Raw genomic sequence first — 16525 nt, forward strand, 5'->3', positions numbered from 1 at the left:
GAAAACAGCGGCATCCGAGCGACTACTTCGCGGTCGCCACCGGTACCGACAGCGCCTGCTCGAGCAGGCGCTCGCTCAGATCCCACAGCCGCTTCGCGCGGCCCGCGTCGAGCGCATACGAGCGTACGCCGTCTGCGAACGGGACCGGACTGTCATTGACGGGCGCCACGGCGCAGTCCTCCAGATAGCGGCCGCCGATTGCATTCTTGTCGGCCACTACCGCCGCCCAGACCGAGGTCGCGGCGGCTTGCGGCTTTTCCTTCAGCTCCCCCGCAGGCAGCCCGGCATCGGCGCGGGCTTTCGCGACGTTCTCGAACAGGACCTGTAGTTGTTCTTGTGGGAAGTTGCGTACCAAATCGGTCAGGCTATTACCCGGCATGACCGATGCCGCACGGATGCCGCGCTCGTGGAACCGACGGTCGAACTCGACCGCGAAGAGGGCGTTGGCCGTTTTCGAGCGCCCATAGGCCAGGAAGGGATCGTAGGGCTGGTGGTCGAAGTTCGGGTCTTCCAGGTCGACGTCGGCGACGCGGTGCGCCTGGGACGACAGCACGACCAGGCGACCATCGTCGAGGAGCAGCGGCTCGATCCAGGTCACCAGGGCGAACTGGCCCATGTGATTGGTACCGAATTGCATCTCGAACCCGTCGACCGTCCGGGCAAACGGGGGTCCCATAATGCCGGCATTGGCAATGATGGCGTCGAAAACGCGCCCCTCGGCCAGCAGCAGGTCGGCGGCCGAGCGTACGCTGTGCAGCGAGGCCAGGTCGAGTTCCACGAAGTCAAGGGCGCCGCCCGCCTCCCTGGAAAGGGTCAGCAAGGGCGCCATGGCGGCCTTGGCCTTGGCCACGTCCCTGACCGCGGCAACGACATTTCCGCCGTGGCCCAGCAGCGAGCGTGCGGTTTCCCACCCGATGCCGGAAGCGGCGCCGGTCACCAGGTAATGCTTGCCCTCCAGATCGACACCTGCGAGCACCTCGTCGGCGGTCGACTTTGCACCAAATTGCCTGTTCATGTGGTTCTCCTCGTTGTGATTGCGATGTGCTTCATTTACGTCGCCCGGGCCGCGCCATCCAGCGTTGGTGAGACGACCTCCCTTTGCGCAATTGGACACGTGTACTCCTTGATAAGTGGCCGCAAGCGCTGCTTCCAGAAGCCGTGATAACGTCGTCACGATGGCCTGGATAACAATATGACGACGAATGAATCCATTTTCCCGGCGCGTTTTCTTCTGCACCTGCTACTGGTGTTGCAGCCAATATAGCCCCCGGCGCGGGGCGGATAAAGCCAGGCAAGAGAAATTGACTTTCCACATCTGCGAACAATCGGTCAACAATGCGAAAATCGTATTAAGTTTCAAATTACGGTCCGACTTCCACAAAATCACGATGATTTGGGAACCGCATACGCAAACGTTTATGGTGTGCAGGCGCACAGTGAAAAGGGAACGGGGGATTGTTTGCTGCGAGGGAGAAGTACCCGAATGGAGCGGCAATAGGCCGATGAGGCAAACCGGTTGACCGCATAACAAAACGGCCATTCGAACGTCAATTGTCGTCGCCGAAATCTTGTGGCGCCAGAATGCTTTGCTGCCAATGAATGCGCAGCATAGAATCCTGCTTATTCTTGTCGTTACCGCGTTGTAGAAAGCGCGACTGGCATGCTTTCCGTAGCGCGCCTACTATAATCGAGCAAGGCCGAAAGTGTAATGCCAGCCGCGGCCATTCCATACACGCCACGTCTTATGCTTCTCCGGCGCAAACACAGGTTTCAAGCGCGGCGGCCCCGCTTTGTGCATTGAGATCGGTGTCAAGCGTGGTGTCCGCAATGCTGGGCGTCCACTCTGCCGCATGCGGCCGCACATGATTGCCGGTTAAAGCAATTCGGTGCGCACCGCTTTGCAGAGTGGCGTGTACAACAACCTGTGGCGATTTCGGATTGAGACACTCGAGAATTCGCGTAATCGTGCGGACGTTATATGAGTGCCAGGCTTCCGAGACTGGGTTACTCATGCCAAGTTGTTTTTGGTTCCGCCTATCCCGCCGCAGAGCTTCCAACAGTGCAAGCACCTCATACTCAAGCAAATCGCCAAATTGGTATGCCACGATATCCTCCTGTCATGTGATAGGCAAGGCAACCCGGTTCCGGCACGACGGATCGCAGTAGCATTGGAAGCTGCGTCCCGAGCTTCATGATTGGGCTCCCTGCTCGCTTCTTCCCTATGTGATGTGTCCAATATAATCTGTCGCGGCGACTTGAAAAAGCAGAGGACTGCAAATTCATTCTTCCAAAAAGCGAAACAATCGGTCGGCGATCGGTTGCCGGCGGCTAAGGGCGACGGCGCGCAGACGCGATGCCTGCATGCCGCTCGCGCCAAGTCATGCGATATCCGAAACGAACGAATGCCGGCTGGTAGGTAGTCTTGGAGAGGTGCTGTATAAAAAGGTTTGTGGCCAGCGCGCCCATGGAGTCACGGCCTCGAACCCGGCCTAGGGACCGTTCACGTTGGTCGGCTTCTTCTTGTTGGTGAAGAAACACTCACGCCGGCGGTCTGACGGTCCTCCATGGCGACGCGGCTATTGCCGGAAAGTCGACATGCCGATGTCGCCGTCCGACGAGCGATCTGGCGCTTGTCGAAGCAAAGCCCGGCCGGCCTCGGCGCACTACCTACAAGCCAGTCAGGTCCCTTGAATGAATGATTGCGTCCAAACCAGATCTGAATCGCACCGGCTTTCGCGGAGGCTGATTCGTGTGAGTCAGGCGAGGATGGCCGGCACGGCATGAGCAATGCTTCATTCTACAAATGGCGCGACAAGTACAATGGCATGGACGCATCCTCGATGGCCCGTGCGCAGGAGTTGGAGGACGAGAACCGGCGCCTGACGATGTATGCGAAGAGCGGCTCAAAGTCGAGATCGTCGCGGAGACGCTAACAAAATAGTGGTAGCGCCATCTCAGCGCGGGAGATGGCGCAGCGGGCCGCCGTGGCACAGCGGTCTGACACGCCACCAGTTCGTTTAACATTTGGAAACCGCATGGCCGTGCACTGGTCGAGGGACCAAGCAACCGCCGGCTAAAGCCGATAGTTTGCATGTGATCTAAAGCAATGCATAGTTCTTGGAATGAGATATTTTGACGTCAAGGACAAAGTCCAGCTCGTCAGGCGTAAATGCAGGCCGCTGCATAGCGCCCAGCAACACCCGGGCCCAGTCTCCGGTACACAAGCTGATGCAAAGCTGCCACTTCGATACTTGAACCAGCTCAAGGTCGCCCTCGTAAAGCCGCATAAGCTCATAAAAAAGCTCGCCGAAGCGAGCTTTTTTAGACCTCAAAAGAGGAGTTTCCAATAGAAAACCTTACTCCCACTCAATCGTCGCTGGCGGCTTACCCGAAATGTCATACACGACGCGATTCAAGCCACGCACTTCGTTGATGATCCGATTCGACACCTTGCCGAGCAGCGAATGCGGCAAATGCGCCCACTGGGCCGTCATGAAGTCCAGCGTCTGCACCGCGCGCAGCGCGACCACATACTCATAAGTACGCCCATCGCCCATCACGCCCACCGATTTGACCGGCAGGAACACGGCAAACGCCTGGCTGGTCGCCTCATACCAGTTCACCGGCGCCTTGCCCGCGTCGATTCCCGGCACCTGCGGCACTTCGAACGGCGTATTGCGCAGCTCTTCGATGAAGATGGCATCCGCTTCGCGCAGCAGGTCGGCATACTCTTTCTTCACTTCGCCGAGGATACGCACACCGAGGCCCGGACCAGGGAACGGATGGCGATACACCATATCGTGGGGCAGTCCCAGCGCGACACCCAGCTTACGCACCTCATCCTTGAACAACTCACGCAACGGCTCGAGCAGTTTCAGGTTCAGCGTCTCGGGCAGCCCACCCACATTGTGGTGGCTCTTGATGGTCTGGCCTTTTTTACCCTTGCCGGCCGACTCGATCACGTCGGGATAGATCGTGCCCTGCGCCAGCCATTTGGCGTTGGTCAGCTTGCCAGCCTCGACCTGGAACACCTCGACGAATTCGCGGCCGATGATCTTGCGCTTCTGCTCCGGATCGGTCTCGCCGGCCAGGTGGCCCATGAACTGCGCCTCGGCGTCGATACGCACGACCTTCACGCCCAGGTTCTTGGAGAACATGTCCATGACCATCTTGCCTTCATCCTTGCGCAGCAGGCCATGGTCGACGAACACGCAGGTCAGCTGGTCGCCGATCGCGCGGTGGATCAGTGCAGCCGCCACGCTTGAGTCGACACCGCCCGACAGGCCGAGGATCACTTCATCGGTGCCGACCTGCTCGCGGATCTTGGCAACGGCTTCGCCGATGTAGTCGGGCATGTTCCAGTCGGACTTGCAGCCGCAGATCTCGTGCACGAAGCGGCCGATGATGGCTTCGCCCTGGGTCGTGTGGGTCACTTCCGGGTGGAACTGCAGCGCATAGAAACGGCGCTCTTCGTCGGCCATCGCCGCGATCGGGCAGCTGTCGGTCGAGCCCATCAGCTTGAAGCCTTGCGGCATGTCCAGTACCTTGTCGCCATGGCTCATCCAGACTTTCAGCATGCCGTGGCCTTCATCGGTCACGAAGTCGTTGATGCCATTGAGCAGCGCGGTGTGATTGCGGGCGCGCACTTCGGCGTAGCCGAATTCGCGCTTCAGGCCGTTTTCGACCTTGCCGCCCAGCTGGGCCGCCATGGTCTGCATGCCGTAGCAGATGCCCAGCACCGGCACGCCGGCTTCGAACACCGCCTGCGGCGCACGTGGCGAATCGCCTTCGAGCGTCGAATTGTGGCTGCCCGACAGGATGATGCCCGAGGCGCCGTATTCGCGGACGAACTCGTCGCTGACGTCGTACGGGAAGACTTCGGAGAACACGCCGGCGTCGCGCACGCGGCGCGCGATCAGCTGGGTAACCTGGGAACCGAAATCGAGGATGAGGATTTTGGAATGCATGGGATGCGTCTATGGTGAGGAATTCGTGGAGAGGAATCCTGTAAGGTGGAAGGCCCGCCTTCCACGCGTCCAGGCCGTGCGGGCGCTGCTTGAACGCGTGGACGGCGGAACCGTCCACCCCACGGGCGGCCGCCGGGCGGCCGCGCGGTATGGCTTACTCCGAACGGTAGTTCGGCGCTTCCTTGGTGATTTGCACGTCGTGCACATGCGACTCGCGCATGCCGGCCGAGGTGATCTCGACGAACTCCGCTTTCTCGCGCAGCTCGTCGATGGTGGCGCAGCCGCAGTAACCCATCGACTGGCGCACGCCGCCGATCAGCTGGAAGATGATCGCCAGCACGCTGCCCTTGTAGGCGACGCGGCCTTCGATGCCTTCCGGGACGAATTTGTCGGCCTTGCTCGATGCTTCCTGGAAGTAGCGATCGGCCGAGCCGTCGGCCATCGCGCCCAGGCTGCCCATGCCGCGGTACGATTTGTAGCTGCGGCCCTGGTACAGGATCACTTCGCCCGGCGCTTCTTCGGTGCCGGCGAACATCGAACCCATCATGACCGTGTGCGCGCCGGCTGCCAGCGCCTTCGAGATGTCGCCCGAGAAGCGGATGCCGCCGTCGGCGATGCATGGCACGCCGGTGCCTTCGAGCGCCTTGGCCACGTTCGAGATCGCGGTGATCTGCGGCACGCCGACGCCGGCGACGATGCGGGTGGTGCAGATCGAGCCGGGGCCGATGCCGACCTTGACCGCGTCGGCGCCCGCCTCTACCAGCGCCAGCGCGGCGCCGGCGGTGGCGATATTACCGGCGATGACGTCCACGTGCGGGAAGCGCTCCTTGATCCATTTGACGCGGTCCAGGATGCCCTGCGAGTGGCCGTGGGCGGTGTCGACCACCAGCACGTCCACGCCGGCGGCGACCAGCAGTTCGATGCGCTCCTCGTCGCGCGGGCCCACGCCGGTGGCGGCGCCGACCAGCAGCTTGCCCTGCGAATCTTTCGATGCCAGCGGGTGCTCGTGCGACTTCTGGATGTCCTTCACGGTGATCAGGCCGCGCAGCTCGAAATCGTCGTCGACCACCAGCACGCGCTCCAGGCGGTGCTTGTTCATCAGGCGTTTGGCCTCGGCCGTGTCCGCGTCCTCCTTCACGGTCACCAGCTTGTCGCGCGGCGTCATCTTGGCGCGCGCTTCGGCCTCCAGGTCTTCCTCGAAACGCAGGTCGCGGTTGGTGATGATGCCAACCACCTGGCTGCCCTCGACCACCGGGAAACCGCTGATGCCGTGGTGCTCGGACAGCGCCAGCACTTCACGGATCTTCATGGTCGGCGGGATCGTGATCGGGTCGCGCAGCACGCCGGCCTCGAAACGCTTGACCCGTGCCACTTCACGCGCCTGGTCGGCTGGACGCAGGTTCTTGTGGATGATGCCGATACCGCCCTCTTGCGCCATCGCGATCGCCAGGCGTGATTCGGTCACGGTATCCATTGCTGCCGACAGCAGTGGAATGTTCAGCGTGATGTTCCGGGTCAGCTTGGTACGCAGGGAGGTTTGGGCCGGAAGAACGTTGGAGTAGGCCGGGACGAGCAGCACGTCATCGAAGGTGAGTGCTTTTTGGAGGAGACGCATAGTATTTCCTATAGGCGCAAAAGCAAATTATACAGAAACTCTCAATTTGCGTCGCCGGGGAGGCCAAAATTTCTTTGGCACGGTGCGCCCGGCGATTGACAGCCGAGCCAGGACATGGCGAAATCGAGCCGCGCCTTGCGCAACGCCTTGCAGCTGCCTTGCGCTCGTTGTGCGTAATTTCCAGGAACCACTCGATGCCTCTTTCGCCCAAACACGCCATTGGCGCCCTGCTCCTGCTCGCCGCCGCCGCGGCCCACGCCCAGTACGTCTGGATCGGGCCGAACGGCACGCGCCAGTATTCCGACCGCCCGCCGCCGCCGGGCACCCCAGCCAGCAAGATCATCAAGTCTTCCGGTCGCCCGGCGCTGGAACCGCCGGCCGACGCAAGCGACACGCAGGCTGCGGACAAGGGCCCGGCCGCCTCCCGGCCACCGACCCTGGCCGAGCGCGAAACCGCCTTTCGCGAACGCACGAAGGCGCGCGCTGAACAAGAACGGAAGAGCCAGGAAGAAGCCGCGCGCCAGCGCCAGCTGGCCGAGCATTGCGGCGCCGCGCGCGAGACCCGGGCCCAGCTCGAGTCGGGCATCCGCATCGCGAAGATCGGGCCGGATGGCGAAAAGGCCTATATGACGGATGAAGAAAAGGCTGCCCGCAACGAGCGGGTCAGACGCGCGCTGCAGGAATGCCGCTGACTGGCGCCGCCTCGGGCGCCACTCCCACGCGGTTGCGCCCGCCCGCCTTGGCCGCATACAGCGCCGCGTCGGCGCGCGCCATCAGGCTGGCGATGGATTCGCCCGATTGCAGCATGGCTACCCCGATGCTGACCGTGTACGACACGTCGCTCGCCGCGCCGCCAAGCTGCGGCGGACGCGCGAGCGCCGCGCGCAGGCGCTGGGCCACCGCGAGCACCGTGCGGCTGTCGGCGTCGGGCAGCAGCACTGCGAACTCTTCGCCACCGAGCCGGGCGCAGTAATCGATCTTGCGGATCACCTGCTGGGTGCGCTCGACGAGGTCGCGCAGCACCAGGTCGCCCACGCCATGGCCAAAGGTATCATTGATGCGCTTGAAGTGGTCGGCGTCCACCAGCAGCAGGCCAAGACCGTGGCCGTGGCGTTCGACCCGTCCCAGCTCGTGCTCGGCAAAGGAGAAGAAAGCGCGGCGCGAGGCGGCGCCGGTCAGGTGGTCGTGGTCGGCGGCATGGGCGCTGACGGCGATCAGGCGCGCATTGGCCATCATGACCGCACCCAGCGTCAGCGCCGGCAAGGCCAGCGTGCCGATCGCGAAGAACACCAGGTTATAGGTGCTGCCTTCCAATAGCGAATACGGGCGATAGGCGTCGATGGCATAGAAGCTCGCGCGCCAGGCGTGGCCTGCAGCCAGGATCAGGGCGCCGCAGCGGGTGAAGGCGAACGGGTAACGCAGGCGCGGCTCGCCCGGCGAACGCAGCGTGACGCCGACCGCGAGGCAGACGGCGCCGTGGTAGAGCGAAACCGACACGATGCGCAGCGCCGCCGACTCGATCACGTAATGGAAGACGACGATGCCGCACATCGCCAGCAGCGCACCGCCCGCCAGCCATGGCCAGCGCACGCGCTTGCCCAGGAAACGCCGGAAGCCGGCGTAGATCATCGTCACCGTCCCGAGGTAGAGCGCGTTGGCCACCTCGATGCTCAGGACATCGGGCGCCACGCCCCGCGCGGCAAACAGCAGCAGGGCCACCACCGCCAGCAGGTTCGCCTGGCGCCATTCGCGGATGCCGGCGACCTCGCTCTTGGCGAGCGAGGACAGGACCAGCAGCATGACCACCGACAGCGCGGTGGTCACCAATAACAGACTCAGGGCATTTAGCATTCGGCGGGATCACGGCAGAGGAAACACTGGCATGGTGTCATGCCAGATCGCGGGGCGCCGTGCGGATTTGCCACCTGCAGTCAGCCCGCCTGTCGCCTAAGGACTGCGACATGATACCAAACAACGCCGCTTCCCTGCCCGGTCTGTTGCAACTTCGCAATAACTATGGCTTGAGAGGACTGTTCTGCAAAACAGCGTCGTCGTCCCGGCGCGTTGCGTCGGAGGCCAGATTTGCGCTCTCCTTCTTGGCCGCGCGTCTGCGGCGCGAGTCCTTGGGATCGGCCACCAGCGGCCGGTAGATCTCGATGCGGTCGCGTTCGCGCAGCACGGTGTCGAGCGTTTTCTTCTTGGCATAGATGCCGACCGGCTGCGTCGTCAGGTTAATGTCCGGGAAGGCTTCCAGCACGCCGCTGCGCTCGATCGCTTCGCCGATGGTCGTTCCCGCCTCCACCTGCATCGCGCGCAGCCATTCGTGCCTGTCGCTGGCGTAGCAGACCGAAATCCCCACCAACTCAGCCATACAGCGCCTCGGCGCGCTTGCAGAACGAGTCGACCATGCTGTTGGCGATCATGCCGAACACGGGGCCGACGATCTGCTCCAGGATAATGCTCGAGAACTCGTACTGCATGTCGAAGTCGATCTTGCAGGCGTCTTCGCGCAGGGCCTTGAAACTCCAGGTCCCCTCCAGCATCTTGAAAGGACCGTCGACCAGGTGCATCTTCATCTGGGTCGGGCGCTGGTTGTGGTTCGAGGTCGTGAAGCTCTGTTTCACGCCATGGAAATTAATCTGCAGGCTGGCGACCAGCTTGTCGTCGGCGTGCTCGACGATCTTGACGCCCGAACACCAGGGGAGGAATTTGGGATAGTCCTCGACCTTCGCGACCAGGTCGAACATCTGTTCTGCGCTATAGCCGAGGAAAACTGATTTGTGCACTACTGCCATTGGTCAACCGTTTGTTATGATGTTGGTCATTTGCATGCGCCAATCGTTGGCGCAATGGCAGTAGTTTAACCGACACGCGAATTTTCGCCTTTTCATGAGCATCGCTGACAATAAAAAAGCCTTTTTTGACTACTTCATCGAGGACCGCTACGAAGCCGGTCTGGTGCTGGAGGGTTGGGAAGTAAAAGCCATCCGCGAAGGGCGGGTGCAGATCAAGGAAGCCTATGTGCTCGTTCGCAATAACGAGCTCTACCTGTTCGGCGCGCACGTCAGTGCGCTGACGACGACTTCCACCTTCAGCCACCCGGAGGCGCTGCGCTCGCGCAAGCTGCTGCTGCACCGCGCCGAGATCGACAAGCTGATCGGCAAGGTCGAGCGCGCCGGCTTTACCCTGGTGCCACTCAACCTGCACATGAAGAAAGGCCGCGTGAAGTGTGAGATCGGCCTGGCCAAGGGCAAGAAGCAGCACGACAAGCGCGCGACCGAGAAGGACCGCGACGCCAAGCGCGAAGTCAACCAGGCGATGAAGACCAACCGCCGCTGAGGCAGCGAGGGTGTGGGTGGACGGCTTGTCCGTCCACGCGGTGATGGTTGTCGGTTTCGATGTCGTGCCGGATGAATTATCTGCAAACCATCACCGCGTGGACGGGGAGACCCGTCCACCCTACGCTCCCGCCTTCGCGGGAGCGACGGAGGTGCGCACCGACAACCGCCAGGCGCCGAAGCTCAGCGCCAGTCCGCCCGCCACGCCCAGCGCCAGCTTGAGGGCGCTCTCGAACAGGAGCGGCGCCACCAGGCCCGACACCAGGGCGAACGCCATCATCTGGATGAAGCCGACCATCGACGAGGCCAGGCCGCGGTTTTGCGGGAACAGGCCCATGGCGGTCAGCTGGACCGCCGGCATCGCCACCGCCAGGCCGAAGGTATAGACGAACAGCGGCAGCACCGACCACGGCACGCTGGCCGGCGCCAGGCTGTGATAGCCGACGTTGAGCACCACGCCCAGCGCCATCACGGCGTAGCCCGTCCACATCATGCCGCCAGGGGTCGCGCTGTGGGCGCGCTTGCCGCCCCAGGCCGACCCCACCACCATGCCGCCCACGAGCGGGATGAACATCCAGGCAAAGGCGGTCTCGGGCAGGCCCAGGATCTCCATCACGAAATTCGAGGCCGAGCCGATATACAGCGACAGGCCGCTGAACGCCAGGCCGACCGACAAGGCCAGGAACACGAACTGCGGGTTGCGCAGCACCATCAGGTAGTTGCGGCCGATGGTGCCGGGATGGAAGACCTGGCGCTTCTCGACCGGGAGGCTTTCGGGCAGCAGCTTGTAGCACAGTACGATCATGGCGGCGCCGAACAGCGCCAGGAACACGAACGACGAGCGCCAGCCGAAGGTCACGTGCAGCCATCCTCCCAGGATCGGCGCGATCGCCGGCGCCAGGCCGAACACCATCATGATATGCGACATCATGCGCTGGGCCTGCGGGCCCGCAAAGCGGTCTTGCACGATGGCCTGCCCGATCACCGAGCCGGCGCCGGCCGACAGGCCCTGCAGCGCGCGAAACACCAGCAGCCAGCCGAAGCTCGGGGCCCAGGCCGCGCCGATCGAGGCCAGGGTGTAGACCGACAGGGCGGCCAGGATCACGGGGCGGCGACCGAAGGAGTCGGACAGCGTTCCGTAGAACAGCATCATGAAGGCGAAGGTGAACAGGAATACGCTCAAGGTCTGCTGCACGGCCACCGGGCCGACCGCGAATTCGGCGCCGATCGCCGGCATCGACGGCAGGTAGGTGTCGATGGCCAATGCGCCGATCATGCCGAGGCAGGCGAGGATGACGGTCAGGAGTTTTTGCATGTACTACACTTTCGGAATCGGTACCCGCACTGCACGATGCGAGCGCGGGGGGGACGGGATTGTACGCTATTTCGCCCTCGTCAATCGTCACCGATCCTCACCAGGCGGCAGGCTACGGCGCGCGCAGCGACATCCCGAAACGGTCCAGGCGCGGCATCCAGTTTTCCTGGTAGGCGGCCGACACCAGCACCCGCTCGGCGCGCCCGATCAGCTTTTCGCGCGGCACCAGTCCGATCACGCGCGAATCGGCGCTGTCGTTGCGGTTGTCGCCCAACATCAGGTAGGCACCGGCCGGCACCCGCAGCCGCGCGAAACTGCGCGGCGCCGCGACCCCGGGCAGCAGCTGGATGCGCTGGCGCATGCCGGCCACCTGCTCTTCCAGGCGGATCGCATCGACCTCGACACCCCGGCTGCGTTCGCGCGCCTGGCCCAGCACCGCATAGGTGGCGCCCTCGCCGTTGATGAACAGGCGGTCGCCGCGCATTTCGACCAGGTCGCCCGGCACCGCCAGCACACGCTTGATCAGGCGCATCGCGTCGTGCGGCGAATGGAACACGACCATGTCGCCGCGCGCCGGCTCGCCAAGATGCGCCACGCTCAGTTCGGTCAATGGTATCTTCAGGTCGAAGGCCATGCGGTTGATCAGCACCACGTCGCCCTCCAGCAGGTTGGGCCGCATCGAGCCGCTCGGGATCGGGCTCCAGTCGGCCACCGCGCTGCGAAACACGCCGAACAGCAGCAGGAACATCAAGAAGCCCTTGTTGGCGCGAACGACGTTTTTCATGGACGGCTCCCGGGTGAATGGAGACTCGAGCTTAACCGTCGGCGTCGACACGAGGCTTAGCAGTTCGTTAAGGCGATGGCGCGCCCGAGTGTCACCGGGCTGTCATATTTGACATCTACACTAGCTGCGGAACGACTACGACCGCAGACCATGGACATGAAAAAGAAGGCCATCGAGGCTGAACTCAAGCAATTTTCCGACGGCGGCGCCTATCTGAACCGCGAGCTGTCGCTGCTCGAATTCAACCGCCGCGTGCTGGCCCAGGCCGAAGATCCCGCCATTCCACTGCTCGAACGCCTGCGATTCATTTGCATCGTCGCCAGCAACCTGGATGAATTCTTCGAAGTGCGGGTGGCGAGCCTGCTGGCCCAGTACCAGATCGACCGCAAGAGCGGCGCCCTGCCCGACGGCCTGGCCGCCAGCCTGGAGCGCGCCTGCGCGGAATGCCGCCACCTGATCGCCCGCCAGTACAGCCTGTTCAACCAGGAAATCCTGCCGCAGCTCTCCGAGCACGGCGTCCACCTGCTGCACCGGAGCGAACGCAATGCGGCCCAGCGCGCCTGGGTCAAGCAGTACTTCGACCGCGAGGTGCGGCCGCTGCTCACCCCGATCGGCCTCGATCCGGCCCACCCGTTCCCGCGCGTGATCAACAAGAGCCTGAACTTCATCGTGGAGCTGGCCGGCAAGGATGCCTTCGGACGCGGATCAGGCATCGCCATCATGAAGGCGCCGCGCGTGCTACCGCGCGTGATCCGGCTGCCGGACGAACTGTCGGACAAGAAAGGCGCCTCCTACTGCCTGCTGTCCTCGGTGATCCAGGCCCATATGGCCGACCTGTTCACCGGCCGCGAGGTGGTGTCGTACTCGCAGTTCCGGGTCACCCGCAACAGCGACCTGTGGGTCGACGAAGAAGAAGTCAAGAACCTGCGCCAGGCCCTGCAGAGCGAGCTGCACAGCCGCCAGTACGGCTTCGCGGTGCGCCTCGAGGTAGGTCGTTCCTGCCCCGAGCACTTGTCGGATTTCCTGCTCAACCAGTTCCAGATCGACCGCAGCCGCTTGTTCCGGGTCGATGGTCCAGTCAACCTGAGCCGCCTGCTGGAAGTCGCCAACAACAACGACCAGCCCGAACTCACCTTCCCGCCGTTCGCGGCCGGCTATCCCGGCAAGCTGTCCGGCCCCGACCTGTTCGCCTCGCTGCGCAAGCAGGACGTGTTGCTGCACCACCCGTTCGAATCGTTCCAGCCGGTGCTCAACTTCATCGAGTGCGCGGCGGCCGACCCGAGCGTGGTGGCGATCAAGCAGACCATCTACCGCGCCGGCAGCAACTCCGAACTGGTCGATGCGCTGATCGCGGCGGCGCGGCGCGGCAAGGAAGTGACCGTCATCGTCGAACTGATGGCGCGCTTCGACGAGGAAGCCAATATCAACTGGGCCGAGAAGCTCGAGCAGGCCGGCGCCCAGGTGGTATACGGCGTGGTGGGCCTCAAGACGCACGCCAAGATGGCCCTGGTGCTGCGCCGCGAACCGAGCGGGCTGCGGCGCTACGCCCACCTCGGCACCGGCAATTACAACCCCACCACGGCCAGGTTCTATACCGACCTGGGCCTGCTGACGGCCGATCCCGATGTCACCGCCGACGTCAACGAGGTCTTCATCCACCTTACCAGCATGACCCGCCCCAAGCAGTTGTCGAGCATCTGGCTGGCGCCGTTCTCGCTGCAGAAGGAAACCGTGCGCGCGATCCGGCAAGAAGCCGACATCGCGCGCCAGGGCCGCCCCGGGCGCATCATCGCCAAGATGAATTCGCTGACCGACGAATCGGTGATCAAGGCGCTGTACGACGCCTCGCAGGCCGGCGTCAAGATCGACATGATCATCCGCGGCGCATGTGCGCTGCGCCCCGGCGTGCCGGGCCTGTCGGACAACATCAAGGTGCGCTCGATCGTCGGCCGCTTCCTGGAGCACACCCGGATCTACTACTTCCGCAACAACCTGAAGCACGACGTCATGCTCAGCAGCGCGGACTGGATGAACCGCAACCTGTTCCGCCGGGTCGAGGTGGCTTTCCCGATCCGCTCACCCGCGCTCAAGCGGCGCGTGATGCGCGAGGGGCTGCATCCTTACCTGAAGGACAATGTGAACGCCTGGGAACTGGCGGCCGACGGCCGCTACCGCCGCCGCAAGCCGCGCGGCAAGCAGGCGCGCTACAGCGCGCAGCAGGTGCTGATGGACTTGCTGGGGGGCGCCAATACCCATCACGAAAACGATAGCAACGACAAGGAGATCGAGCATGGAACTGATCCTGTGGCGCCACGCTGAGGCCGAGCCAGGAGAACCGGACGCGCTGCGCGAACTGACGCCCAAGGGCCAACGCCACGCCGCGCGCATGGGCGCCTGGCTGGACCGCAAGCTGCCGCCGACCTGCCGCATCCTGGTCAGCCCTGCCACGCGCTGCATCCAGACCGTGCAGGCGCTGGGGCGGCGCTACCAGGTGGTCGACGCGCTGGGCACCGAATCGCGCGTCGAAGCGATCATCGAAGCCTGCGGCTGGCCGGCGCACCGCCAGCCGGCGCTGATCGTCGGCCACCAGCCGCTGCTGGGCCAGGTGGCATCGATGGTGCTGTGCGGAGACAAGCAGGATTGGCGCATCCGCAAGGCGGGCGTGTTCTGGATCGAACACAAGGCAGCCGACGGCGTGCCGTATATCCGGCTGGTGGCGGGGCCGGATGTGATCGGCAAGCTGCGCTGACGCCGGCGCCGGCGCCGAACGAAACCACTGGCCCATGCACGTCGTTCCCGCGAAGGCCGGAACCCGGGCCGTTCGATCAGCCGGGCATCCCGAACGTGGCTTTGGCGCGAGCCAACCGGGATACCCGCCTGCGCGGGAACGACGGGTGCGGGCGTGCGTGGCGCCAGCGCCTAGCGTACCTGGAACGCCATACCCACTTCGTTCCAGTTCTCCTCTTCCTTCTCGAACCACGGCGCCAGCGTCGGATGCCGCGCCAGCAATTGCGGCGGCAGGTCGATCTCGATCTTTCCCTTGATGCGCAAACGCAGGCCGCCGATGTCGTCGTCGGCGCGCGCATGCATGAGCACCACGGCCAGGCGCAGCGCCAGCACCGCCTTGGCCAGGTCGGGCTCGACCAGCGCCTCGCGGATCTTGCGCAAGTTGCCCTTTTGCCCCAGCACCAGCGTCGCCAGCAGGCGCTGCTCGCGCGTGGTGAAGCCGCCCAGGTCGGCGTGCTCGACGATATATGCGCCATGCTTGTGCGCGCCGCTCATCGAGATCGCCAGCCCGATCTCGTGCAGCATCGCGCTCCAGGCCAGGTAGTGCGGCTGGCTGTCGGCCTGCGGCTGCAGGCGTTCGTACAGCAGGGTCGCGATGCCGCAGGTGCGCAGTGCGCGCTGGGTGTCGACCCGGAAGCGCTGCATGCACGAGCGGATCGCGGCGTCGCGCCGGTCGCGCCGGGTGGCGCGCAGCTCGAGGTCTGATAGCACGCCCAGGCGCAGCCCGGCATTGATCGCCTGCACGCGCTCGACCTTCAGTTCCTGCATTGCCCCGATCAGCACCGTGAGGCCCCCGACCATCACCGGCACCCGCTCGCGCTTGACCCCTTGCAGGGCGAAGGCGTCCACATGGCCCAGCTCGATCAGGATGTCGCGCAGCAGCAGCAGGCTTGCCTGCGACACCGCGCCGTCGCCGATCGCGTTGCGGCCGATGACTTCGGAGATGGCGCGCATCGTGCCGGAAGAGCCGTAGGCTGCGTCCCAGCCCTGGGCGTGGTAGAGCGAGGCCGCATCTTCGAAGCGGGCGCGCGCGGCCGTCACGGCGGCGTCGAAACCGCGCGCGGTGATGCGGCCGTCGGCGAAATAGGCGCGGGTCTGCGGCTGGGTGCCGATGCCGAATGACTCGACCAGGTGGATCTCGGCGCCCGTGCCGGCGATGACCTCGGTCGAGCCGCCGCCGATGTCGATCACCAGGCGCCGCTCGTCCTGGCGCTCGATGGCGCGCGTCACGCCCATGTAGATCAGGCGTCCTTCTTCCTCGCCCGAGATGATCTCGATCGGATGGCCGATGGCGGCTTCGAGCTGCGGCAGCAGCTGGTCGGCGTTGCGCGCCACGCGCATGGTGTTGGTGGCCACCACGCGCACGGCGTCGAGGTGGTATTCGTCGAGGATCTTGCGAAAATCGGACAGGCAGCGGATGGCCGCGCGCATGGCCGCCTCGGTAAGCATGTTGTCGCTGTCGAGTCCCGCCGCCAGGCGGATCGGATCGCGCGCCGTGCGCACGATGCGCATGCGGGCGCCGAGCGGTTCGCCGATGTGCAGGCGGAAGCTGTTGGACCCGAGATCGACTGCTGCAAACATGAGTCCCTTTCGAAAATGGACGCGTCCCGCGGCCAGCCTATGCGGCACGCGGGATCGAAAGGTGCCAAGTATACAGCGTGGCGCTGGCCGCGACCAACTCCGGCACGCGAAAAGTCGTCCGGCTGTTGCGCCGGGCGT

14 protein-coding genes and 1 pseudogene are annotated in these 16525 nt (G+C 64.2%); 5 read left to right on the forward strand and 10 right to left on the reverse strand.

Annotation, left to right across the window (positions count from 1 at the left end):
• Window positions 1-22 precede the first annotated feature (22 nt).
• Window positions 23-1015, reverse strand: coding sequence for an SDR family NAD(P)-dependent oxidoreductase (locus AC56KW_RS05225; protein ID WP_497169673.1), 993 nt, complete (start codon window positions 1013-1015; stop codon window positions 23-25).
• Window positions 1016-1742: 727 nt separating this feature from the next.
• The gene (locus AC56KW_RS05230; protein WP_497169674.1) at window positions 1743-2105 is read right to left on the reverse strand and encodes a hypothetical protein; all 363 of its coding nucleotides are present in this window, start codon (window positions 2103-2105) and stop codon (window positions 1743-1745) included.
• 615 nt (window positions 2106-2720) lie between these two features.
• Between AC56KW_RS05230 and AC56KW_RS05235 the strand changes: the two are divergent.
• Window positions 2721-2938 (forward strand): annotated as a pseudogene (locus AC56KW_RS05235) (transposase); the annotation flags it as partial.
• A gap of 418 nt (window positions 2939-3356) precedes the next feature.
• On the opposite strand, the gene guaA reads toward AC56KW_RS05235, so the two are convergent.
• Both guaA and guaB read right to left on the reverse strand, forming a co-directional pair.
• Window positions 3357-4967: a glutamine-hydrolyzing GMP synthase gene (gene guaA / locus AC56KW_RS05240; RefSeq protein ID WP_497169675.1), complete on the reverse strand. Its 1611-nt coding sequence runs from the start codon at window positions 4965-4967 to the stop codon at window positions 3357-3359.
• 154 nt (window positions 4968-5121) lie between these two features.
• Entirely contained in the window at window positions 5122-6582 is a 1461-nt protein-coding gene (gene guaB, locus AC56KW_RS05245) for an IMP dehydrogenase (protein ID WP_497169676.1), read from the reverse strand.
• Window positions 6583-6776: 194 nt separating this feature from the next.
• On the opposite strand from guaB, the gene AC56KW_RS05250 reads away from it, so the two are divergent.
• Window positions 6777-7274, forward strand: a complete 498-nt coding sequence (locus AC56KW_RS05250) for a DUF4124 domain-containing protein (RefSeq protein WP_497169677.1) — start codon at window positions 6777-6779, stop codon at window positions 7272-7274.
• On the opposite strand, the gene AC56KW_RS05255 is transcribed toward AC56KW_RS05250, so the two are convergent.
• From AC56KW_RS05255 to AC56KW_RS05265, 3 genes are all read right to left on the reverse strand, one after another.
• Window positions 7246-8406, reverse strand: coding sequence for a GGDEF domain-containing protein (locus AC56KW_RS05255; protein WP_497169870.1), 1161 nt, complete (start codon window positions 8404-8406; stop codon window positions 7246-7248). The genes AC56KW_RS05250 and AC56KW_RS05255 overlap by 29 nt on opposite strands.
• A 190-nt stretch (window positions 8407-8596) precedes the next feature.
• The gene (locus tag AC56KW_RS05260; RefSeq protein ID WP_497169678.1) at window positions 8597-8953 is read right to left on the reverse strand and encodes an RnfH family protein; all 357 of its coding nucleotides are present in this window, start codon (window positions 8951-8953) and stop codon (window positions 8597-8599) included.
• Window positions 8946-9377 carry a type II toxin-antitoxin system RatA family toxin gene (locus AC56KW_RS05265; protein WP_497169679.1) on the reverse strand — a complete coding sequence of 144 codons (432 nt, stop codon included), beginning with the start codon at window positions 9375-9377 and terminating at the stop codon, window positions 8946-8948. Before AC56KW_RS05265 ends, AC56KW_RS05260 begins: the two co-directional genes overlap by 8 nt.
• A gap of 94 nt (window positions 9378-9471) precedes the next feature.
• Here AC56KW_RS05265 and smpB point away from each other — a divergent pair, with 94 nt between their 5' ends.
• Window positions 9472-9921 carry an SsrA-binding protein SmpB gene (gene smpB, locus AC56KW_RS05270; protein WP_123072330.1) on the forward strand — a complete coding sequence of 150 codons (450 nt, stop codon included), beginning with the start codon at window positions 9472-9474 and terminating at the stop codon, window positions 9919-9921.
• A 120-nt stretch (window positions 9922-10041) separates the two neighbouring features.
• On the opposite strand, the gene AC56KW_RS05275 is transcribed toward smpB, so the two are convergent.
• A complete protein-coding gene (locus AC56KW_RS05275) occupies window positions 10042-11235 on the reverse strand; it encodes a multidrug effflux MFS transporter (protein WP_497169680.1) in 1194 nt (397 codons plus the stop codon).
• Between the two features lie 112 nt (window positions 11236-11347).
• Window positions 11348-12019, reverse strand: a complete 672-nt coding sequence (gene lepB, locus AC56KW_RS05280) for a signal peptidase I (RefSeq protein ID WP_497169681.1) — start codon at window positions 12017-12019, stop codon at window positions 11348-11350.
• Between the two features lie 150 nt (window positions 12020-12169).
• Between lepB and ppk1 the strand changes: the two genes are divergently transcribed.
• Together ppk1 and AC56KW_RS05290 are read left to right on the forward strand one after the other, a co-directional pair.
• The gene (gene ppk1 / locus AC56KW_RS05285) at window positions 12170-14338 is read left to right on the forward strand and encodes a polyphosphate kinase 1 (RefSeq protein WP_497169682.1); all 2169 of its coding nucleotides are present in this window, start codon (window positions 12170-12172) and stop codon (window positions 14336-14338) included.
• On the forward strand, window positions 14310-14768 hold the full coding sequence (locus AC56KW_RS05290; RefSeq protein WP_497169683.1) for a SixA phosphatase family protein: 459 nt from the start codon (window positions 14310-14312) through the stop codon (window positions 14766-14768). Before ppk1 ends, AC56KW_RS05290 begins: the two co-directional genes overlap by 29 nt.
• 170 nt (window positions 14769-14938) lie before the next feature.
• Here the strand turns inward: AC56KW_RS05290 and AC56KW_RS05295 are convergent, their stop codons facing one another.
• The gene (locus tag AC56KW_RS05295) at window positions 14939-16387 is read right to left on the reverse strand and encodes a Ppx/GppA phosphatase family protein (RefSeq protein WP_497169684.1); all 1449 of its coding nucleotides are present in this window, start codon (window positions 16385-16387) and stop codon (window positions 14939-14941) included.
• Between the last annotated feature and the right edge of the window lie 138 nt (window positions 16388-16525).

It is taken from the genome of Telluria sp. RT2P19 (genome assembly GCF_059685725.1).

Bases quoted from the DNA above. Each gene is read 5' to 3' on its own strand.
- AC56KW_RS05225 (WP_497169673.1), bottom strand. From the start codon at position 1,015: ATGAACAGGCAATTTGGTGCAAAGTCGACCGCCGACGAGGTGCTCGCA.
- AC56KW_RS05275 (WP_497169680.1), bottom strand. From the start codon at position 11,235: ATGCAAAAACTCCTGACCGTCATCCTCGCCTGCCTCGGCATGATCGGC.
- ppk1 (WP_497169682.1), top strand. From the start codon at position 12,170: ATGGACATGAAAAAGAAGGCCATCGAGGCTGAACTCAAGCAATTTTCC.
- guaB (WP_497169676.1), bottom strand. From the start codon at position 6,582: ATGCGTCTCCTCCAAAAAGCACTCACCTTCGATGACGTGCTGCTCGTC.
- AC56KW_RS05290 (WP_497169683.1), top strand. From the start codon at position 14,310: ATGGAACTGATCCTGTGGCGCCACGCTGAGGCCGAGCCAGGAGAACCG.
- guaA (WP_497169675.1), bottom strand. From the start codon at position 4,967: ATGCATTCCAAAATCCTCATCCTCGATTTCGGTTCCCAGGTTACCCAG.
- AC56KW_RS05265 (WP_497169679.1), bottom strand. From the start codon at position 9,377: ATGGCAGTAGTGCACAAATCAGTTTTCCTCGGCTATAGCGCAGAACAG.
- AC56KW_RS05260 (WP_497169678.1), bottom strand. From the start codon at position 8,953: ATGGCTGAGTTGGTGGGGATTTCGGTCTGCTACGCCAGCGACAGGCAC.
- AC56KW_RS05250 (WP_497169677.1), top strand. From the start codon at position 6,777: ATGCCTCTTTCGCCCAAACACGCCATTGGCGCCCTGCTCCTGCTCGCC.
- AC56KW_RS05295 (WP_497169684.1), bottom strand. From the start codon at position 16,387: ATGTTTGCAGCAGTCGATCTCGGGTCCAACAGCTTCCGCCTGCACATC.
- smpB (WP_123072330.1), top strand. From the start codon at position 9,472: ATGAGCATCGCTGACAATAAAAAAGCCTTTTTTGACTACTTCATCGAG.
- lepB (WP_497169681.1), bottom strand. From the start codon at position 12,019: ATGAAAAACGTCGTTCGCGCCAACAAGGGCTTCTTGATGTTCCTGCTG.